The sequence below is a fragment of the Arthrobacter sp. genome (assembly GCF_031988865.1).
In the GTDB taxonomy this organism is placed as follows: domain Bacteria; phylum Actinomycetota; class Actinomycetes; order Actinomycetales; family Micrococcaceae; genus Arthrobacter_B.
Genome location: NZ_DALZXY010000068.1, coordinates 1 through 20157, shown reverse-complemented (window position 1 = coordinate 20157; position 20157 = coordinate 1). Strand labels below are relative to the sequence as shown.

Genomic DNA, 20157 nt, shown 5'->3' with positions numbered 1-20157 from the left:
TGGGAGATACCACCAGCCTGCAGAACGAACCGTGCATCCCGGCGATCCACGCCGCGTGCGAGTCCCGCCGGGCGGGGACGCGGGCGGGGACAACCGCGTAGTGCGGCGCTCAGCGAACGCGCGCGAGCGTCACCCGGTCCAGCTCCACCGCGCCGCCCATGGCCCGGTGCAGCCGGATGAACTCCACCGCGGAGACCTCCAGGATCGAGGTGTCCTTTTTCTCCGGCAGCAGGTCAGGGTGCCCGTTTTCCATCAGTTCGATGAACAGTTTCTGCGCCTCGAGCCGTTCCATGGGATCCGTGGGGGTGATCTTGTGGTTCGCGGACCCCAGTTTGTAGCCGGTTTCGACCACGATCACATACTGTTCCATGCCCGCTCCCCGGCTTGTGGGGTGCCGGCCCGATCCGGAGTCTTCACCCGCTGAACGCAACTGTCCTCAACATTGTTGGTTTCCACCGCCCAATAAAGCAACCATTGCCTTACCGCTTAGCCGCGGTCCCCCTAAGGAAGGAGCACTCAGTTCCATGAGTGATCGCCAGTTCGGATTCCGTACCCGCGCCCTGCACGCAGGCGGCACCCCCGATGCCATCCACGGTGCGCGCGCCGTCCCGATTTACCAGACCACGTCATTTGTCTTCAAGGACACCGACGACGCCGCCAACCTGTTCTCGCTGCAGAAGTACGGCAACATCTACTCCCGGATCGGCAACCCCACGGTCGCGGCGTTCGAGGAACGCATCGCCTCCCTGGAGGGCGGTATCGGTGCGGTGGCGACGGCGTCGGGCATGTCCGCCGAGTTCGTCACCTTCGCAGCCCTCTGCCAGGCCGGGGACCACATTGTGGCCGCGTCCCAGCTCTACGGCGGCACGGTCACCCAACTGGACGTGACGCTGCGCCGCTTCGGCATCGACACCACTTTTGTTCCCGGCACGGATCCCGCGGATTATGCGGCCGCCATCCAGGAAAACACCAAGGCCGTGTACGCCGAGGTCGTGGCCAACCCGAGCGGTGAAGTCACCGACATCGAGGGCCTGGCCAAGGTGGCGCACGACGCCGGTGTGCCGCTGATCCTCGACGCCACCCTGAGCACGCCCTACCTGGTCCAGCCGTTTAAGCACGGCGCGGACGTCGTGATCCACTCCGCCACCAAGTTCATCGGCGGGCACGGCACCACCCTGGGCGGCGTCGTCGTCGAGGCCGGCACCTTTAACTGGGGCAACGGCAAGTTCCCGGCCATGACCGAACCGGTGCCCTCCTACGGCAACATCTCCTGGTGGGGGAACTTCGGGGAATACGGCTTCCTGACCAAGCTGCGCTCCGAGCAGCTGCGCGACATCGGACCGACCCTCTCCGCGCAGTCCGCGTTTCAGCTGCTGCAGGGTGTGGAAACCCTCGCCCAGCGTGTGGACGAGCACCTGCGCAACGCCCAGGCCGTGGCCGAGTGGCTGGAGGCTGACGAGCGCGTCGCCTGGGTTTCCTACGCGGGCCTGGAATCGCATCCGCACCATGAGCGGGCGCAGAAGTACCTGCCCAAGGGCCCCGGCTCCGTCTTCGCGTTCGGCGTGAAGGGCGGCCGCGCCGCCGGGCAGGTGTTCATCGAGTCACTGCAGCTGGCCTCACATCTGGCCAACGTCGGCGATTCCCGCACCCTGGTCATCCATCCGGGCTCCACCACCCACCAGCAGCTCTCCCCCGAGCAGATGGCCGCTGCCGGCGTGCCGGAGGACCTGGTGCGGATCTCCGTGGGCCTGGAGGACCTGGAGGACATCCTCTGGGACCTGGATCAGGGCCTCACCGCAGCCGCTGCCGCGGCGTCGTCCGGAGCAGTTCCCGCAGCCGGGACGGCACCGGCCGCGTCCTGCACCGTACCTGCCCCGGCCGCCGTCGAAACCCAGGAGTCCGCCAATGTCTGAGATCCGCACTGACACCCCGAGCTGGGTAGGCCCCAGCGCCCCCGAGCGCCTCGCGCTGCTGCGCTCGGCCAAGTCGATCGCCATTGTGGGTGCCTCGGACAAACCGTCCAGGGCCTCCTACTTCGTGGCCACCTACCTGCTCTCCTCCTCGCCGTACCGGGTGTACTTCGTGAATCCGGTGGCGAAGGAGATCCTGGGCCAGCCGGTCTACGCCTCATTGGCCGACCTGCCGGAGACTCCGGACATCGTGGACGTCTTCCGCCGGCATGATGATCTGCCGTCAGTGCTCGAGGAGGCCAAAGCCGTGGGCGCGAAGACCCTGTGGCTGCAGCTGGGTGCCTGGCATGAAGAAGTGGCCCGGGACGCCGAGGTTGCCGGGATGAACGTGGTGATGGACCGCTGCGTGAAGATCGAGCACGCCCGGTTCCACGGCGGCCTGAACCTGGCCGGCTTCAACACCGGCGTGATTTCCTCGAAGCGCCAGCTCACGGCCTAGCCGCCGCCGAATGGCCCCCGGTAGGAATCGCCGTCCCTGTCACCCTTTGCAGGGTTCTGATTCTGCCAGCCGCTGCCCTGCCCCTGGCGGTGCGGGCCGTGGAACCCGCCATCGGAATCATCGTCGGAGTCATAGTCCCAGTCGGAGTCGTCCCAGTCGAAGTCGTCCCAGCGGGACCCATGGCGCTCCTCGCGGCCTTGGCCGCGGTCACCGTTGTGCCAGCCATGGGCCTCGCCCCGGCCGGAGTCCTGCGGTGCCCCACCCGTGACAGGCACCGTCGCGGCCGGGAGATCTACAGCGTCTGCATTATCCGCCGGCACCGGGACTGGGACAGCTTCCACCGGGGTGGGCACTGCCTCGGCCGGCGCAGGCTCAGGTGCGGCCGGTGCCGGTGTGGGGGCCGGTGCCGGCGTGGGGGCCGGAATCGGCTCGTATGTAACGGGCGACGGCGTTTCCTGCGTGGTCTCGGCCGTCACCCAGAAACCGCCGTGGTTGGTGGCGGCCACACCGGTGGTGCCGGCCGCCATGGCCGCGATAACCGCGCCACCAAGGAGGAACCCCCGACGGCGGGATGATTTCCGCAACGGAGTAACCGATCCCGTGAAGAGTGCTTCAAGTTCGGCGCAGGGAGCGGGTGCGGGGTCCCGGCTGGCTTTCCGCAGGCGCCCGAGCGCAGCGGTGAGCTCTTCGGTGGCTTCCACCCCCGATTCTGCCAGGAGGCGCCGGATCGAGTCCTCGTCACTGGGGTTGTTGGACGTGCCTTGCATGTTCCGCTGCCTCCTTACCTGCGAAGCGTTCCTTGAGGGCAATGAGCGCCCTCCGTTGAAGTTGTTTGACGGAGTTGGCCGTCTTCCCCATGATCGTGGCGGATTCTTCAAGCGACAGATCTGCCACGACCCGCAGCAGCAGGACTTCGCGCTGCTGGTCCGTGAGCCCTTCCAAGAGCGGCGCCGCTGACAGCGTAGATCCCAGGACGGCAGCTTCGGCTGACTCCGTGTACCGGGTATCCGCGAGCGGGTCGTACGGCGCTGTCGCCGGCTGGCGTTCCCGCCGGCGGAACTCGTCCACCATCCTGGCGTGGGCAACCGAGAAGGCGAAGGTCCGCAAGCCCGCTGCACCTCCGGTAACGGTGGGGAGTTTGGCGAAAACCGTCAGGAACACTTCCTGTGACAGGCCTTCGGGGTCTTCACAGCCTTTGGATCTCAGATACCCCAGGACCCCGGGCGCCAATGACTCGTAAACAGCCCGCAGTGCCACGGGGTTGTTGGCGCACGCTTCAGAGACTATCTGCTCTGTCAGCGGGTCAGCCAAGGCGGGGTCTTCCGGTCTGGGACGTTGGGGCGAACCAAATCGTACCCCGCCGAGCCTGATCCTGCAGGGAAATAGCCGCGCCGCTGCTCGTTGGGGGGGATGAGCCCCGGCGCGGCTATTACACAGGGGTAATCGCCGGGGGTGCCGAAAAGGTTACGCGGCACCCAAAGATTCTTTTTTGGGTGATCCGCAGCACGGATCGCCGGCGTCCCCAACGCCGGAAAACCATGCTGGCGTACCGGCACCGGGGGCTTCCGGCGGGGCCGCCCGGCAGGGGGTGCCTGCCTGGAATGTGGGATACTGGAGCGGGCTCCGCCTTCCCCACGGCGGAACGCGGCGCGGCCGGCCAGCAGGAAAAGGCACCAGCGCCGCGCCGGACCAGCAACCCGTGGCCGAGCGCCGCGGCACAGGATATTGATGACCCTCAGCAACTCCACCACGCGCCACGACACAGAGCTCAAACGCAGTCTCTCGCTGCGGCATATCCGTTTTATTGCCCTCGGCTCCGCGATCGGCACCGGCCTCTTCTACGGCTCGTCCGAGACCATCCAAGCCGCCGGACCCGCTGTGCTCATCGCTTACATCATCGCCGGCTGCGCCGTGTTCCTGGTGATGCGTGCCCTCGGTGAAATGGCGGTCCGCCACCCAGTCGCTGGTTCGTTTGCCCAGTACGCCGGCCGTTATCTCGGCCCCCGCATGGGGTTCCTGACCGGCTGGACCTTCGCCTTCGAAATGGTCATTGTCGCCATCGCGGACATGACAGCGGTCAGCATGTATATGGGCCTGTGGTTCCCGGACACTCCGGGCTGGCTCTGGATGATCGCTGCCATGCTGTTGATCGGAGGGCTCAACCTGATGCGGGTCAGTGTCTTCGGCGAACTGGAGTTCTGGTTCACCCTCATTAAGGTCTCCACCATCGTTGCGATGATTGCCGGCGGGCTCTACCTGATTGTCTTCGGGGTCAGCACAGGCGGTTATGAGCCCGGCGTGAACCATCTGGTGGACCACGGCGGGTTTGCACCGTTCGGGGTCTGGGGCATCGTGATGAGCCTGGGAATCGTCGTGTTCTCGTTTGGCGGCGTCGAAACACTCGGTGTGACCGCCGGTGAAACCGGTGACCCCAGCCGGGCGATCCCCAAGGCCGTTAACACCGTGCCCGTGCGGATCCTGGTTTTCTACGTACTTTCGCTGGGTGTGATGCTCTGCCTCCTGCCCTGGGACAAGATCGGTTCTGAGGGGAGCCCTTTCGTTCAGGTCTTCGCTGGGTTGGGCATCCCCTTCGCCGAGCACCTGATCAATGCCGTTGTCCTCACCGCGGCGCTCTCCGCTATGAACTCCATCTTCTATGCCGCTTCCCGCACGATGTACGGTCTGGCGGAACAGGGCCACGCACCACAGGCCTTCACCCGCGTCTCGCGGTTCGGTGTTCCAGTCTGGCCGGTGGCCATCATCATGGCCAGCCTGCTCGGCGGCCTGGGCCTGTACCTGTGGATCCCTGAGCAGCTGTTCCTGGTGGTCGCTTCCACCGCTACCTTTGCCACCATTTTCACCTGGTCGTCGATCCTGCTCAGCCACCACCGCATGCGGCGCCAGATGCGGCGCGAGGGAATCCCCTCGGCGGGCTTCGCCTTCCCGGGATGGCCAGTGCTGAACATTGCCACACTGGCCTTTATGGGCCTGGTGACCGTCATCCTCGCCTTCACCGGCCCCGGCCGGACGGCGCTGGCCGTCGGCGTGGTGTGGCTCCTGCTGATGCTGGCCGCGTACCAGTTCCTGGTCAAGGGGCAGGGCCGGCAACCGATCGAACTCCCCGAACCCGCCGCCCGGTCCTAGCCCTCGGGGACATACCTGCCAGTTTGGGACTTTCCTGAAGCCGCCCCTGCCCCCGCCCGGCCCGGGCCCCTCCGCAGGACTAGTGCGCCGTAACGATCTGCTCGTTGACCGCGAACCGGCGGTTGCGCAGCACCGGCAGGAATTCGCGGACCTCCTCGATCCGGCTTCGCGTCACCTCTGCCGTGGCAATGCCCGCAGGTTCGTCATCCAGGAAGACCTGTGGCACGCCCATCGGGTCCAGGATGGCTGAGTGGCCGATGGTGTGGCCGCTCGAGGTGCCGGCAGCCGCCACCCACACGGTGTTCTCGATGGCCCGGGCCTTGAGCAGGGTTTCCCAGTGGTCGATCTTGTGTTCGCCCTTGAACCACGCGGCCGGGACGGCGATGAGGTCCGCGCCCTGGACGGCCAGTGCCCGCGCCAGTTCGGGGAACCGGAGGTCGTAGCAGGTCATCAGGCCCACCCGGAGGCCGCCGATCTCCACCACCTGGATCCCGTGGTCACCGGCTTTGATCCGGGTGGACTCCTGATAGCTGAAGGCATCGTAGAGGTGCAGTTTCCGGTACGTGGCGGCGATACGCCCGTCGGACTCGATCGCCACCAGCGTGTTGTAAGGGCGTTCCTCGCCGGAGGACTCGTAGCCGCCCGCGACGACGGCGATTTCCAGTTCCGCCGCCAGGAGGGAAAGCCGCTGGACAAAGCTGCTCCAGCCGGCGTCGACCGCTTCGGCCAGCGTTCCTTCGACCTTGCCGATGCTGAACATCGACTCTTCCGGGAACACAATCAAGCCCGAGCCCTCTGACTTGGCCTTTTCAGCCAGCGAGCGCATCGCCGCGAGGTTCTCCTCGACGTCTCCCGTGGGGCTGAACTGACCTACACTGACCAACATTGAGCTACCGCCTTGCCTGTGGACCGGTTTTTCTCCAGCCTAGTGCAGGTCCTCGAAGTGGAGCACAGGTTTCAGGACCTCGCCCGCTTTCGCTGCGGCGGCGGCGTCGTTGATCTCGTTGAAGGAATAGCGGGTGATCATCCTCTGCAGCGGGAAGCGGCCCTGCTGCACCAGGTCCACAAGCGCGGGCAGAAAGAGCTGAGGGGTGGAGTCCCCTTCCGTGATGCCGATGACCTGGCGGCCGTTGAGCATAAAGTTCACGTCCAGTTCCACGCTGGACCCCGCGGCGGGCGCACCAATCAGCCCGAGCTTCCCGAGCGGGGCCAGAGCGTCGGCAGCGGTGGCCGCCACCCGGGTACTGCCGGTCGTTTCGAGCGCATGGGTAACGCCGCCGCCGTTGGTCAGTTCGAACAGGGCCTGCAGCGCATCCACATTTCCGGAATTAACGACGTCGGTGGCCCCCAGCTCGCGGGCCAGCTCCAGCCGGGAATCCACCAGGTCCATCACCACAATGCGGGTGGAGCCGGAGAGCGCGGCGGCCATCACGGCGGCGAGGCCCACGGGGCCGGCGCCGAAAACAGCGAGGGTGGAACCGGGCTCGGGCCGCAGGACGTTCATCACGGCCCCGGCACCGGTCTGGATGCCGCACCCCAGGGGTGCCAGCAGGCCCAGGTCAGCCTCCGGATCAACCTTGGTGACCCCGCGCGCGTCGGCCAGGACATAGTCGGCGAAGGAGGACTGGGCGAAGAAGTGTCCGTGGACTCCCAGTCCGTCCTTGGTGATGGTCGCGCTGCCGTCGCTGCGCTGTCCGCCAAGTAGGTTCAGGTCCAGGAAATCGACGCAGTAGGCCGGATGTCCCTGGCGGCAGTTCCGGCAGACCCCGCAGCTGGTGAAGCTCAGCAGCACGTGGTCGCCCGGAACAACGGAGGTGACGGCGCTGCCGACAGCCTCGACCACGCCCGCGCCCTCATGTCCCAGGACCCCGGGCAGGGGAAAGGGAATGTGTCCGGCCTGGACGCCCAGGTCCGTGCCGCAGACTCCGGCGGCGGTTATCCGGACCAGGACTTCGTCCGGCCGGGGATCGTCGAGCGTGACCTCGGTGATTTCGAAGGGTTCATGGACGCCGCGCAGGATCGCGGCACGCGCCTGGGTTGTCATAAGGCCACGCTACGCGGTCGGCTTCGCGGGTGTCAGGGGGTCCGAGAAGTATTGTGGCGCCATGGAAGAAATCAAGGAACCGGTAGAGCTGTCCCGGAAGAATGGCAGCCTGAACCCGGCTGCCGCAGGCTTCTCCCGGACTCCTCTTCATGCGTTCGCGGACCTGCCTTCCGGGCTCCGGCACGGCTGGCGGACCAAGCGCTGGGAATACTGGGGCATCCTCACGCCCGAGCTGGCGATCGACATGACCATCGTCCACCTGGACTATGCGTCCGCCCTGCAGCTCTACGCCCTCGAGCGCGCCACCGGCAAGGAGGTCAGCTATGACCCGCTGAGTATCCCGCCTGGCTCCACCGTGATCCTTCCGGACACCGTGCCGCCGCTGACCGCCGTTGGCACCATGGGCGGGACGCACCTCCGCTTCCACGACGACGACGGCGGCACGCACCTGCGCGCCGAATCGGAACGCATCGGCGTCGAGCTCTATGCACCTGCTGCCGGCGACGTGCTGGGGGTGGTGGTCCCGTGGTCGGCCACCCGCTATCAGTACACGCTCAAGGATGTGGCACGGGAGGTCAGCGGCACAGTCACCCTGGACGGCCGCACCTATGAGGTGGGCGGCCCGGGTTCCTTCGCCGTACTGGACCGGGGCCGCGGACGCTGGCCGTATTCCAAGCGGTGGATCTGGGCGGCAGGATCCGGGACGGTGGACGGCACCCGGCTTGGCCTGCAGCTGGGGGCACTGTGGACCGAGGGCACGCCCGCCACGGAGAACGCACTGATCGTGGACGGGGTGCTGCACCACTACGACGACGAAGTTCAGTTCAGCTACGACCTCACCAACCCGCTGGCACCCTGGCGTGTCCGCGGCGACTGGATCGACGCGACCCTCACACCGTTCCACCGGCGCCGTGCAGCGACCAATGCCGTGCTGGTGTCCTCCGCCATCTGGCAGGCATTCGGCTCCTGGTCCGGCTGGGCAACAGCACCCGACGGCACCCGGTACAGCCTGGACGGGGTAGAGGGCTGGGTGGAAGAGGCCCGGAACCGGTGGTAGCCGGGGCGCGGGGAACGTCGGGCGTGCGGCGTTGACGCCTGGAGAACGCCGCTGCTAGGTTCGCAGGAAACTTTTCCCGCCGAAGGAGCCGTACGTGAGCAGCAAAGTCTCAGCCCTGGCCATGGACGCCATTGATGTTGCGCGGATGGCCGCGTTCTGGACCCAGGCCCTGGGCTACCGGGTGGCCGATCAGTTCGACGGGGGCCTCACCCTCGCGCCGGCCAACGGCGTACCGGGCCCACCGATCGACGTCGTTCCCGTCCCCGAAACGAAGACCGTCAAGAACCGGCTGCACCTGGACCTGGTTCCGGACGGCTGCACCCAGCAGGAAGAGGTAGAGCGGATGCTCGCCCTCGGCGCGGTCCCGGCCGACGTCGGGCAGGGTCCCGACGTGTCCTGGGTTGTGCTGGCAGACCCGGAGGGTAACGAGTTCTGCATCCTTTCGGGCCACGGCTCGGAGTAGGGCGCAGGCCTCTGTACCATCCACCTCATGGATTCCCTTGAGATGTCTGTCCGGCCGCCTTCCAAGGAGGATGCCGGGTGGCTCGCCGAGATACACCTCGCAGCGTGGCGGGCAGCCTACCGGGGAGTCATGACCGACGAGTACCTCGATGGCCTCAGTGTGGAACAGGCGGCTGCCACCTGGCGCAGCAGCATCGAATCTCCAAGAGCTGGCATCCAGCACCTCGTAGCCGCCGTCGATGACCATCCCGTTGGATTCGCCATCATCGGTCCGGCACACGGAGACTACGCATCTGATACCGGCCAGCTGCACGCGATCAATGTCCACCCGGAATGGTGGAGCCAGGGAGTGGGGTCCGCTCTTTTCGGGGCAGCCGAACGAGGGCTGGCCGGCCTCGGCTATTCCCAAGCCTTCCTGTGGGTGGAGAAGGGCAACAGCAGGGCACAGCTTTTCTACCAAAAGCACGGCTGGGTAAATGACGGCGGCACCATGGAAGACAACCGGTTCATCCCTCCGATCTCCGAACTGCGGTACAGTCGCGTCTTCTCGACGTAATGATGCCCGGAGCGAAGTCGTCCACGGATGCGCCGTTTGCTGGCGCCAACAACGGTGCGTGCCAGCGCCGGCGAGCTGGAGCCCTAGGCAGCGGTTAAACGGCGAAGGCCCCGCAGCCAACGGCTGCAGGGCCTTCTGCTATACGAACTACTCGCTGATCAGGTCGCGGATCACGATCGTCTGGTCGCGGTCCGGGCCGACGCCGATCGCGGAGAACCGGGTGCCGGAGAGCTTTTCCAGTGCCAGCACGTAGTTCCGGGCATTTTCCGGCAGATCCTCGAGGGTCTTCGCGCCCGTAATATCCTCGGTCCAGCCGTCGAAGTACTCGAAGATCGGCTTGGCGTGGTGGAAGTCGGTCTGCGTCATCGGCATTTCGTCGAAACGCACGCCGTCGACGTCGTACGCCACACAGACCGGGATCTTCTCAATGCCGGTCAGCACGTCGAGCTTGGTGACGAAGTAGTCCGTGAAACCGTTGACGCGGGAAGCGTGGCGGGCCAGGACGGCGTCGTACCAGCCGCAGCGGCGCGGACGGCCGGTGTTCACACCGAACTCGCCGCCGGTCTTCTGCAGGTACAGGCCCATGTCATCGAAGAGTTCGGTGGGGAACGGTCCGGCGCCGACGCGTGTGGTGTAGGCCTTGATGATGCCCACAGCCCGGTTGATGCGGGTGGGGCCGATGCCGGAGCCCACCGAGGCGCCGCCGGCCGTCGGGTTGGAGGAAGTCACGAACGGGTAGGTGCCGTGGTCAACGTCCAGGAACGTGGCCTGGCCGCCTTCCATCAGGATGACCTTGTCCTCGTCCAGGGCCTTGTTCAGCTCGTACACCGAGTCGATGACCATCGGGCGCAGCCGGTCTGCGTAGGAGAGGAAATACTGGACCACTTCTTCGGGATCCACGTCGCGGCGGTTGTAGACCTTAAGCAGCAGCTGGTTCTTCTGCCGCAGCGAACCTTCGACCTTCTGCCGCAGGATCGACTCGTCGAAGATGTCCTGCACGCGGATGCCCAGGCGGGCGACCTTGTCCATGTAGGCCGGTCCGATGCCGCGGCCGGTGGTGCCGATGGCACGCTTACCCAGGAAACGCTCGGTGACCTTGTCCATCACCTGGTGGAACGGGGCCACGAGGTGGGCGTTGGCGGAGATGCGCAGCTTCGAGGTGTCGGCGCCGCGTGCTTCCAGACCGTCGATTTCGGCGAACAGCGCTTCGAGGTTCACCACGCAGCCGTTGCCGATGACCGGGATCGCGTTGGGGCTCAGGATGCCGGCGGGCAGCAGCTTCAGTTCGTACTTTTCACCGCCGACGACGACGGTGTGGCCGGCATTGTTTCCCCCGTTGGGCTTGACGACGTAGTCGACGCGGCCGCCGAGAAGGTCGGTGGCCTTACCTTTACCTTCGTCGCCCCACTGGGCGCCGACGATGACAATTGCGGGCATGGGATCCTCCCCCATTAGTTACGCTAGGGATCCGCGCCAGGCGCCGAACCGCTACCGTGCATGAGAACGCCCCGGCACTCCTGCGACGCAGGACACAGGTGTCCATTCGCTCAAGCTGCGGGGCTCTTACCTGCCAAGTTTAGCCGATCTCCGGCCCATCCCCTCCGGAAGCAGCCAGCCGGGCGTACGGTATATGCCATGGAGCGCTTCCGCGGCTATATTGCCGGGCTGGGCACGCAGTCCGGAACCCGCCTGGTCATCGGCCACTGGCCGGACTCGCCGTTCGGCCCTTTCACCGATGTCATGGTGGAGAACCGGTTCGGCTCCCGCCTGCTGCTGGCCCCTGACGAGAACACCGCCCGGTACGTTTCCTCCACCTATTCCTTCGATGCGGTGGACGTTGTTCCCGTTACCGCGTGGCTGGACGAGGGGCGGCTGACTGTCGACGGCGGCCCGCTGCGGCTGCGCGCCGAGCTGGGCCAGGTCACCTTCCTGGGCAGGCTGCTGGAGGCGGTGCCTGCACCACTGGCAGTGCACCCGCTCTGGCTCCGGGCAGTAAACCCGCTGGCCGGCCTCATCGTCCGCGGCGTGCAGACCGCAGGAACCACCGGGGATCGACTCGAATTCTATGGAGTGCGCTCCATCCGGCGGATCGCGGCCGCAGAGTGTTCCTGGAATGGACAGGACCTCGGCGCGCTGGCACCGGTCAGCCCGCCGGTGCGGTTCGGTTTTTCCTCGGTCCCTTCCCGGCCGCAGATCCTTGCGGTCACCACCACCATCACTGCCCGCCAGGCGGCGCGAAGCGAATCGAGTGGGCAATGGAGAACCGTTTTCACCCGCATGCCGAATCCGTCTGGTCTTACCCGCGGCCACCCCGAATCGAACCGGGCACTGAAGCTGTAGAAGTCTGGCTGGGCGGGTCGCTCGTGGCGGCGACGTCGGCTGCCCTGCGGGTGCTGGAGACCAGCCACCCGCCGGTCTACTACCTGCCGCTGGAGGCCTTCGCGCCCGGGGCCCTGCATCCGGTTTCGGGCCGAACGCACTGTGAGTTCAAGGGCGCGGCGTCCTATTACGACGTCGTCTCCGGCGGCCGCCGTGCGGCCCGCGCCGCGTGGCGGTACGAGGATCCCGCTCCCGGATACGAGGCGTTGACGGAGACGGCTGCCCTGTATCCCGGGCTGATGGACGTGGTGCGGGTGGATGGCGAAGATGTCCAGGCGCAGGAGGGCGATTTCTACGGCGGCTGGATCACCAGCCGGGTGACCGGTCCGTTCAAGGGGCCTCCGGGCACCTGGGGCTGGTGAGCGCGGGGCCGGTCACTCTAGCTCCGCGGGCACGGCGGAAGCACCCGGCCTCCATGGAAACACCGAAGGTGCCCTCCCTAATGGGAAGGCACCTTCGGTGGAGTGGAAGCTAGGCTTCGATCGCGGCCTTGGCCTTTGGATCGGAGCTGTCCAGGAACTGCTCGATCCGGTTGACCTCTTCGGTTTCGTTGATCGCAGCGGCCGCCCGTCCCAGAGCATAGAGCGAACGCAGGAACCCGCGGTTCGGCTCGTGCTCCCACGGGATCGGTCCGGTGCCGCGCCAGCCTGCACGGCGCAGGGAGTCCAAGCCGCGGTGGTAGCCCACCCGGGCGTAGGCGTAGGACTCGATCGTCTGTCCCTCGGCGAAGGCTTCATCAGCGAGGATGGCCCAGATCTGCGAGGAGGTGGGGAACTTCGCTGCAAGGTCAACGGCCTCGTCACCGGCAGCGAGGCGGGCGACGACGTCGGTCTCCTCGGGCAGGTAGGTGGGCTCGGGGCCAAGCAGGTTCTTACGGAATTCGTCTGACATTAGAGGTGCTTTCCTGCCGATCCCAGGGACTGTGCTGCTTCAACCACGCGGGCGGCCATGCCCTTTTCGGCGGAGGCTCCCCAGACGCGCGGGTCATACTGCTTCTTGTTGCCGACTTCGCCGTCGATCTTCAGGACGCCGTCGTAGTTGCGCAGCATGTGGTCGGCGACCGGGCGCGTGTACGCGTACTGGGTGTCGGTGTCGATGTTCATCTTGATGACGCCGTAGGAGACGGCGTCGGCGATCTCCTGGGCGGAGGAGCCGGAGCCGCCGTGGAAGACCAGGTCGAACGGGCTTTCCTTGCCGATGGACGCGCCGACGGCGGTCTGGATTTCCTGCAGGATTTCCGGGCGCAGCTTCACGCCGCCGGGCTTGTACACGCCGTGGACGTTGCCGAAGGTGAGGGCGGTGATGTAGCGGCCCTTGCTGCCGTCGCCGAGGGCTTCGATGGTGGCCATGCCGTCTTCGACGGTGGTGTAGAGCTTCTCGTTGATCTCATTTTCCACGCCGTCTTCTTCGCCGCCGACGGCGCCGATCTCGACTTCGAGGATGATCTTGGCTGCCGCGGTGCGGGCCAGGAGCTGCTGGGCAATCCGCAGGTTCTCATCCAGCTCTTCGGCGGAGCCGTCCCACATGTGTGAGTTGAAGATGGGGTCCTCGCCGCGCTTGACGCGCTCTTCGGAGGCTGCCAGCAGCGGCAGAACGAAGTCGTCCAGCTTGTCCTTGGGGCAGTGGTCGGTGTGCAGGGCGATGTTCACGTCGTAGCTCTTGGCCACTTCACGGGCGTAGGCGGCGAACGCCAGCGAACCGGTGACCATGTTCTTGACGGTGGAGCCGGACCAGTACGCAGCGCCGCCGGTGGATACCTGGATGATGCCGTCCGAACCGGCTTCAGCGAAACCAGCGATCGCGGCGTTCAGGGTCTGCGAGGAGGTGACGTTTACAGCCGGGTACGCGAATCCCCCCGCCTTGGCCCGGTCGATCATCTCTGCATAGATCTCGGGGGTTGCAATAGGCATGCTGACTCCTTAGCGAAGTGACGAAATGCGGCAGGGCCGGGCCCTCTTTGGCTCCTCCCATCCTAGCCACAAGTGTCCCGGGAGCATCAGGGTGTGGCGCTTCCGGCGGGTAAGACGACGCCGAGTGCTGCGGCCGCAGCCGCAGTCCCGCCGGCGCTGGCCCGCACTGGAGGCTAGGAGACTTTCTGCCCGAAAACGTGCCGGCGGACCCAGCCGTGCATCGCGATGGCTGCCGCGGCGGAAGCGTTCATGGACCGGGTGGAGCCGAACTGGGCGATCGAAAGGGTGGCTTCGGCAGCTTCGTGGACTTCCGGCGTCAGGCCCGGGCCTTCCTGGCCGAAGACCAGGACGCAGTTGCGGGGCAGCTCGTAGGTTTCCAGCGGCACGGAATCCGGGAAATTATCAATCCCGATGATCGCCAGGCCCTCGGAATGCGCCCAGTCGGTGAAGTCTTCCACCGTGGGGTGGTGGCGGACGTGCTGGTAGCGGTCGGTGACCATGGCTCCGCGCCGGTTCCACCGGCGTCGTCCGATGATGTGCACTTCCTTGGCCATAAACGCGTTCGCGGTGCGCACCACGGAGCCGATGTTCAGGTCGTGCTGCCAGTTTTCGATGGCGACGTGGAACTCGTGCCGCCTGGTGTCCAGGTCCGCAACGATCGCGTCGTGCTTCCAGTAGCGGTACTCATCCACCACGTTCCGGCGGTCCCCGCCGGTCAGCAGTTCGGGGTCCCAATGTTCGCCCTCTGGCCAGGGCCCTTCCCACGGTCCGACGCCGACCTCTGGCACCGCAAGATCTGCCGGACCGGGCTCGGGAAGGGGAATTGTTTCAGGGCTCTCTATCACCCTTCCAGCGTAAGGTGAAAGACTGGACCATCCCGCATCCGCACCGGGCGGAGCAGGTCTGTGCCGGCGTCGTCCGGAGAATGCTGACCTGCCAGGAGCAAGCGCTGGAAGAGGTAACCGTGGGCGAAAACGAAAACATCGAGTGCTGGCTGACTGACATGGACGGAGTCCTGGTCCATGAGAACCAGCCGATTCCAGGTGCTTCGGAGCTGATCAACCGCTGGGTAGACACCTCCAAGCGGTTCCTCGTGCTGACCAACAACTCGATCTACACACCGCGCGACCTGGCGGCCCGGCTGCATGCGTCCGGCCTCGAGGTCCCGGAAGAGAACCTCTGGACCTCGGCCCTGGCGACCGCGGAATTCCTCAAGGACCAGCTCAAGAACTCGTCCTCCCCGGGCCGCGCCTTCGTGATCGGCGAGGCGGGACTGACGACGGCGCTGCATGAGGCCGGACTGATCCTCACCGACACGAACCCGGATTATGTGGTCCTGGGTGAAACCAGGACCTATTCCTTCGGCACCATCACCAAGGCCATCCGGCTGATCCTGGACGGCGCCCGGTTCATTGCCACCAACCCGGATGTCACGGGCCCTTCCGCGGAAGGCCCCATCCCGGCGACCGGTGCGATTGCCGCCCTGATCACCGCCGCCACGGACCGTGTGCCCTACATTGTGGGCAAGCCGAATCCGATGATGTTCCGTTCGGCCATGAACAAGATCGACGCGCACTCGGAAACCACGGGCATGATCGGGGACCGGATGGACACCGACATCATCGCCGGCATCGAAGCGGGCCTGACGACGGTGCTGGTGCTCTCCGGGATCACGCAACGGGAGGACATCAGCCGCTATCCGTTCCGTCCGTCCCAGGTGCTCAACTCCGTGGCGGACCTGATCAACACGGTCTAGCCCACCCGGCACGCCTCGGCTGCAGCTGCCGTGCTCCGCTTAGAAGGGGACCTTGCTGCCGCCGCCTCCGGTGGCCGGCAGCGGCGCGTAGGTATCCAGGATGTCCTGGACCAGCTGCTGGTAGATGACCGGGTTCCACTGCGGGCTGGCGTGGGCCGGCCGGGCCCCCTCGGTGACCAGGGCGTTGGAGACCATGTTCTGCGGAAACAGTTCGGTCCAGCGCTGCCGGGCGGTGTGGTAATTCACCGTGGTGTCTTCCGGATTGCCGATGTACGCGATCTCGGCCTTGCCCAGGCCGCCGGCGAACGCCCCGGCGTCGTAGTGGTAAATGTAGGACGATTCCGACTGGATCAGGGTGCTCGACGGCGCCAAGGGTGAGAGCTGTTCCAGGGTCTGGTCCGCGATGGTGCTCCAGCTGCGTTCGTCTTTGTGCAGGATCCGTTCGCCGAGTTCGTACCCGCCGCGCACCGCGCTGGGAACCTGGTAGCCCGCTTCGTAGAGGAAGACCACACCCCGGATCATGGCCGCATCCAGCACATCGAAGCGGCCGGACGGGCTGGAGTCCAGGATGATGATTTCCACCTGCACGCCGCGGGCCAGCAGCCGGGCCGCGATTTCCACCGCCACCATGCCGCCGAAACTGTGGCCGTAGAAATAGACCCGGTTGATCCGGCGGGTACGGATGTAACGGAAGACTTCGGCCTCGATGGTGTCCAGGTCCAGGCCCTTGTTGGAATAGCCGACGGCGGCCATCTGCCCGCGGCTAGCCAGGGCAGGGCGCAGGGAATTGAGGATCCAGACGGCCTCCTCCCAGCTGGTCTTGTAGCCGGGAAAGAGGAACCACATGGACCGGGGGAAGCGGGTGGTTGCCTCGTCGTCACGGACCGGCAGGATTTCCAGTTCTTCGCGGCCCTCCTGGATGAGCCGGGTGACGAAGAGATCGGTGGCCAGCGTCAGGCCTGCGGCGGCTCCAACCAGGAACCGCCGCCGGGAGTAACGCCCCAGATCCGCCGCACGGCGGAGGAGCTCAGCTGGGTCATCGGTCATAGGCTCCCGCCCCAGGTCTGGGACCTAGTCGAGACCCAGCTCGTCCTTGCCAAATGCGAACAGGTACGGCACCCCGGCTTCGGCTTCGATCCGTTCCTTGGCACCGGTATCGCGGTCCACGATCACGGCGACGGCCACCACATTGCCGCCGGCGTTGCGGACGCCTTCAACGGCGGTCAGCGCGGATCCGCCCGTGGTGGAGGTGTCTTCCAGGACCAGGACGTCGCGGCCTGAGACGTCCGGGCCTTCCACCTGGCGGCCCATGCCGTAGGACTTCTGGGCCTTGCGGACGACGAAGGCATCCACGGTGCCGCCGTTGCGGACGGACGCGTTCATCACAGCGGTTCCCACCGGGTCTGCGCCCATGGTCAGGCCGCCCGCGGTCTGGAAGCTGATCCCGGCGGATTCGACCATGTCCAGCATGACCTCGCCGACCAGCTGGGAGGCTTCATGGTGCAGCGTGATGCGCCGCAGGTCGATGTAGTAGTCGGCTTCCTTGCCGCTGGAAAGGATCACCTTTCCCCGGACCACCGCCAGTTCCTTAATTAGTTCCAGGAGGCGGGCACGGGACGCTGCGATCTGCGGGGAAGTCATGCTCCCAATCCTATCGGAGCAGCCCGGGCAGTCTTTTGCCTGCGGCCCTTGCCTGGTCGCCGTGTGGGTGGCCGACGGCGCGCTGGGCGGGTCTCAGGCCGACGGCGCGCTGCGTGTCACAGGCCGACGGCGCGCTCCCGCCCGGAACCGTGTGTTGTATAGGCTGAACGCCATGCGCGAACTTCAAGCAGAGATCATTGCCGAAATGGGTGTGCAGCCCAGCATCAATCCGGAAACGGAGATCCGCCGGCGGGTGGAATTCCTCAAGGAATACATGTTCGCCTCCCATACCGCGGGTTTTGTCCTGGGCATCAGCGGCGGCGTGGATTCCACCCTGGCGGGCCGTCTCGCCCAGCTGGCTGTGGAAGAACTGCAGGCCGAGGGGACCGACGCAAACTTCGTGGCCCTTCGCCTGCCCTACCGAGTGCAGCATGATGAGGACGACGCGCAGGCCGCCCTGGACCTCATCCGCCCCAAGACCTCCTGGGTCTTCAACATCGGCGACGCGGTGGACGGCTTCGAAAAGGAATACGCCGTCATGACCGGCGAGAACATCAGCGACTTCAACAAGGGCAACATCAAGGCGCGCGTGCGGATGACCGCTCAGTACGCCGTCGGCGGCCAGCACAACCTTCTGGTCATCGGTACTGATCACGGCGCCGAATCCGTCACCGGGTTCTTCACCAAATACGGCGATGGCGGAGCGGACATCCTGCCGCTGTTCGGGCTCAACAAGCGCCAGATCCGGCAGCTGCTCACCGCTCTTGGCGCTTCCGAGCAGTTGTCCGGCAAGGTCCCCACCGCGGACCTGCTCGACGGTGCGCCCGGCCAGACGGACGAGACCGAGCTGGGCATCAGCTACGACCAGATCGACGATTACCTCGAGGGCCGCGGTGTGTCCGCCGAGGCTGCGGAGAAGATCGAGAAGCGCTACCTGGCCACCCGCCACAAGCGCACGACCCCGGTCTCGATTCTCGATTCCTGGTGGAAGTAGGGGCGGGTCCGGGTTTCCGTGCTCCGCCCGCCGGGCGGGAAGAACGGCGGCAACGAAACTCCTTTGCTCGCAGAGCTCGCCGGAGTATTAAAGCCGCCTTATCCGGCCCGTCCGGAGGGCTGTCGGTTGGACCTCCGCGCTTCAAAGCCGCAGTCGGGCGTGACTTGGTCCGCCCAAAGGCGCCCGGAGTGAGGGGCTGGCATTCTTCGTGATTACGGCGGCGGCGGTGATGGCAGCGAAAAGCCAGATTGAGGAGAGCAGTTCCATCCACCAAGGGCCGTGCCCTTGGATGTGCCCGAAATATGCCAGGCTCATGGCGTAGGAGGACGCTAGGAACAGTATGTAGAGGGCAGCCGCGACGATGCGCATCCTCCGCCTCCCCAATCTGGAAACGTGTTCGGGCGGGCAGATCAGCGCGGGCAGCAGCAGGATGAACCAGACCCAGTGGTGGTACCAGCTGATGGGCGAAATCATCAGCATCGCCAGTGCTGCCACCCCCGCAGCGGCTATCTGTTCGCCCGCCGCCAGCAGTCTGCGAATCGCCGCGTAACCGCCGATTACCGTTGTCAGTGACAAGGCACCCCAGAGGATGGTCGCAGTGTGTTCTGCCAGCCCGAGATGCTGGGTAAATGACCGCAGCGTCAGGTTGTACATGTCGTCCACGGTGCCGACCCTCGAAGGCGTAATCAGGGCCTCGGTCCAGTAGTAGACCGAGCCTTCGGCGCTGATGATGAAGCCAACCGCCACGGAGCCGAAGAATCCCACAGCCATCCATGCCAGTGCTTTGAAATCCCGCTGGGCTAGAAAGAACAGACCCAGGGCCAGCGGTGTGAGTTTCACGCCGGCGGCAAGACCCGTGAGGAAGCCCCGCGGAAGCCTCAGCCTTCGGGAACCAAGCAGGTCAAGCAGGACCACTGCCATCAGGGCGGCATTGATCTGCCCAAAGGAAAGTCCTTCCCTCCACGGCCCCGAGACACCGACGAGGAACACGGCCAGGCCAAGCAGGACTGCGTACTGCCAGGTGGACCGCTGCCGCAGGTGGGCGGCGGTCCTGCTCGATCTGGTGATGACCAGGTGCACGACGACCAGCAGGGAGATGAGCAGAATAATCGTATGAAGGTGGGCGCCGATTCCGGCGGGCAGCAAGGCATAGGGCAGGAAGAAGAGAACCGCGAAGGGCGGATATGTGAAGGGAAGCCACGCATCTCCGGCGATGTTCCACAGCTTCTGGTCATACAGCTGGGCCGACCCGTCTAGCTCCAAAAAGGCTCTGGCCCCCGCCCGGTACACATTGAAATCCAGGCTGTGCACGGACGCGGCCCACCAAACCAGCGCACAGCCAAGAACAATACAGATGAGCGTTGGAACGCTGCGCAATAGGGGTGATCTGTCAGGCACCCCCACAGCCTATGGCCAACCCGGAACGGGCCAGGGAAGCGCCTCGGCAATACTGCGGGTGATGCCTCAGCCCCCCCCCCACCACCCTCTTCGGCCGGACGAAAAGGACGCACAGGGTGCTGCACCCTTAGCCGTGCCTGGCGTCCCACACAGATTCCCACCCGGTGCGGCTCAAGTGACCATTGGGGCCTCACCTGCATCACACGCAACACTCGCTGGGAAACCAGGGCCCGGACTCCGAAATGCAGACACGGGTTCCCGCTCTTCGTGACTGGAGTTACTCCTGTGAACCCACCAGCCCCACTAAGCAACACAGAGTGGGAACCTGTGTCGCCGGACCCGCTACAAAGCCAGGCCGGCGCACCCGCACGGCGCCGTTGCCCGGTCCTGTGTGCAGATATGGCGGG

General features: G+C 65.8%; 22 protein-coding genes. 10 read left to right on the top strand and 12 right to left on the bottom strand.

Annotated elements, in window-relative coordinates:
• Window positions 1-109 precede the first annotated feature (109 nt).
• Entirely contained in the window at window positions 110-370 is a 261-nt protein-coding gene (locus tag RTN46_RS12360; protein ID WP_312181764.1) for a hypothetical protein, read from the bottom strand.
• A 154-nt stretch (window positions 371-524) separates the two neighbouring features.
• On the opposite strand from RTN46_RS12360, the gene RTN46_RS12355 reads away from it, so the two are divergent.
• Complete coding sequence (locus RTN46_RS12355; protein ID WP_312181762.1) at window positions 525-1913, top strand: O-acetylhomoserine aminocarboxypropyltransferase/cysteine synthase family protein; 1389 nt, start codon at window positions 525-527, stop codon at window positions 1911-1913.
• A complete protein-coding gene (locus tag RTN46_RS12350; protein ID WP_312181761.1) occupies window positions 1906-2409 on the top strand; it encodes a CoA-binding protein in 504 nt (167 codons plus the stop codon). The genes RTN46_RS12355 and RTN46_RS12350 overlap by 8 nt, the downstream gene beginning before the upstream one ends.
• On the opposite strand, the gene RTN46_RS12345 is transcribed toward RTN46_RS12350, so the two are convergent.
• Window positions 2406-3176, bottom strand: coding sequence for a hypothetical protein (locus tag RTN46_RS12345; RefSeq protein ID WP_312181760.1), 771 nt, complete (start codon window positions 3174-3176; stop codon window positions 2406-2408). The genes RTN46_RS12350 and RTN46_RS12345 overlap by 4 nt on opposite strands.
• Window positions 3148-3720 (bottom strand): RNA polymerase sigma factor, encoded by a 573-nt coding sequence (locus RTN46_RS12340; protein ID WP_312181759.1) that lies wholly within the window; start codon window positions 3718-3720, stop codon window positions 3148-3150. The genes RTN46_RS12345 and RTN46_RS12340 overlap by 29 nt, the downstream gene beginning before the upstream one ends.
• A gap of 417 nt (window positions 3721-4137) precedes the next feature.
• Between RTN46_RS12340 and RTN46_RS12335 the strand changes: the two genes are divergently transcribed.
• Entirely contained in the window at window positions 4138-5553 is a 1416-nt protein-coding gene (locus tag RTN46_RS12335) for an amino acid permease (protein WP_312181758.1), read from the top strand.
• Between the two features lie 79 nt (window positions 5554-5632).
• On the opposite strand, the gene RTN46_RS12330 is transcribed toward RTN46_RS12335, so the two are convergent.
• Both RTN46_RS12330 and RTN46_RS12325 read right to left on the bottom strand, forming a co-directional pair.
• On the bottom strand, window positions 5633-6439 hold the full coding sequence (locus RTN46_RS12330; RefSeq protein WP_312181757.1) for a carbon-nitrogen hydrolase family protein: 807 nt from the start codon (window positions 6437-6439) through the stop codon (window positions 5633-5635).
• Between the two features lie 39 nt (window positions 6440-6478).
• Window positions 6479-7597, bottom strand: a complete 1119-nt coding sequence (locus RTN46_RS12325) for an NAD(P)-dependent alcohol dehydrogenase (RefSeq protein WP_312181756.1) — start codon at window positions 7595-7597, stop codon at window positions 6479-6481.
• 61 nt (window positions 7598-7658) lie between these two features.
• On the opposite strand from RTN46_RS12325, the gene RTN46_RS12320 reads away from it, so the two are divergent.
• The 3 genes from RTN46_RS12320 (at window position 7659) to RTN46_RS12310 (ending at window position 9672) form a co-directional block, all read left to right on the top strand.
• Window positions 7659-8654 carry a DUF2804 domain-containing protein gene (locus RTN46_RS12320; protein ID WP_312181755.1) on the top strand — a complete coding sequence of 332 codons (996 nt, stop codon included), beginning with the start codon at window positions 7659-7661 and terminating at the stop codon, window positions 8652-8654.
• Window positions 8655-8748: 94 nt separating this feature from the next.
• Complete coding sequence (locus tag RTN46_RS12315) at window positions 8749-9117, top strand: VOC family protein (RefSeq protein ID WP_312181754.1); 369 nt, start codon at window positions 8749-8751, stop codon at window positions 9115-9117.
• Window positions 9118-9144: 27 nt separating this feature from the next.
• Window positions 9145-9672 (top strand): GNAT family N-acetyltransferase, encoded by a 528-nt coding sequence (locus tag RTN46_RS12310; protein WP_312181753.1) that lies wholly within the window; start codon window positions 9145-9147, stop codon window positions 9670-9672.
• 147 nt (window positions 9673-9819) lie between these two features.
• On the opposite strand, the gene RTN46_RS12305 is transcribed toward RTN46_RS12310, so the two are convergent.
• Complete coding sequence (locus RTN46_RS12305; protein ID WP_312181751.1) at window positions 9820-11109, bottom strand: adenylosuccinate synthase; 1290 nt, start codon at window positions 11107-11109, stop codon at window positions 9820-9822.
• A 198-nt stretch (window positions 11110-11307) separates the two neighbouring features.
• Between RTN46_RS12305 and RTN46_RS12300 the strand changes: the two genes are divergently transcribed.
• Together RTN46_RS12300 and RTN46_RS12295 are read left to right on the top strand one after the other, a co-directional pair.
• On the top strand, window positions 11308-12012 hold the full coding sequence (locus RTN46_RS12300) for a hypothetical protein (protein WP_312181750.1): 705 nt from the start codon (window positions 11308-11310) through the stop codon (window positions 12010-12012).
• A gap of 23 nt (window positions 12013-12035) precedes the next feature.
• Entirely contained in the window at window positions 12036-12413 is a 378-nt protein-coding gene (locus tag RTN46_RS12295) for a DUF427 domain-containing protein (protein ID WP_312181749.1), read from the top strand.
• A 109-nt stretch (window positions 12414-12522) separates the two neighbouring features.
• Here the strand turns inward: RTN46_RS12295 and RTN46_RS12290 are convergent, their stop codons facing one another.
• The 3 genes from RTN46_RS12290 to RTN46_RS12280 all read right to left on the bottom strand — a co-directional run bounded on the left by RTN46_RS12290 (window position 12523) and on the right by RTN46_RS12280 (window position 14803).
• A complete protein-coding gene (locus RTN46_RS12290; protein ID WP_312181747.1) occupies window positions 12523-12942 on the bottom strand; it encodes a DUF3151 domain-containing protein in 420 nt (139 codons plus the stop codon).
• Entirely contained in the window at window positions 12942-13961 is a 1020-nt protein-coding gene (gene fbaA / locus RTN46_RS12285) for a class II fructose-bisphosphate aldolase (protein WP_312181745.1), read from the bottom strand. The genes RTN46_RS12290 and fbaA overlap by 1 nt, the downstream gene beginning before the upstream one ends.
• Window positions 13962-14134: 173 nt before the next feature.
• Entirely contained in the window at window positions 14135-14803 is a 669-nt protein-coding gene (locus RTN46_RS12280) for a TrmH family RNA methyltransferase (protein WP_312181767.1), read from the bottom strand.
• Between the two features lie 83 nt (window positions 14804-14886).
• On the opposite strand from RTN46_RS12280, the gene RTN46_RS12275 reads away from it, so the two are divergent.
• Window positions 14887-15717, top strand: coding sequence for an HAD-IIA family hydrolase (locus RTN46_RS12275; protein WP_312181766.1), 831 nt, complete (start codon window positions 14887-14889; stop codon window positions 15715-15717).
• Window positions 15718-15756: 39 nt separating this feature from the next.
• Here the strand turns inward: RTN46_RS12275 and RTN46_RS12270 are convergent, their stop codons facing one another.
• Complete coding sequence (locus tag RTN46_RS12270) at window positions 15757-16764, bottom strand: thioesterase domain-containing protein (protein WP_312181744.1); 1008 nt, start codon at window positions 16762-16764, stop codon at window positions 15757-15759.
• Window positions 16765-16788: 24 nt separating this feature from the next.
• Window positions 16789-17358, bottom strand: a complete 570-nt coding sequence (gene pyrE, locus RTN46_RS12265; protein WP_312181743.1) for an orotate phosphoribosyltransferase — start codon at window positions 17356-17358, stop codon at window positions 16789-16791.
• A 172-nt stretch (window positions 17359-17530) separates the two neighbouring features.
• Here pyrE and nadE point away from each other — a divergent pair, with 172 nt between their 5' ends.
• Entirely contained in the window at window positions 17531-18352 is an 822-nt protein-coding gene (gene nadE, locus RTN46_RS12260) for an ammonia-dependent NAD(+) synthetase (protein WP_312181742.1), read from the top strand.
• A 141-nt stretch (window positions 18353-18493) separates the two neighbouring features.
• On the opposite strand, the gene RTN46_RS12255 is transcribed toward nadE, so the two are convergent.
• Window positions 18494-19615 carry a glycosyltransferase 87 family protein gene (locus RTN46_RS12255; RefSeq protein WP_312181741.1) on the bottom strand — a complete coding sequence of 374 codons (1122 nt, stop codon included), beginning with the start codon at window positions 19613-19615 and terminating at the stop codon, window positions 18494-18496.
• Window positions 19616-20157: the final 542 nt, after the last annotated feature.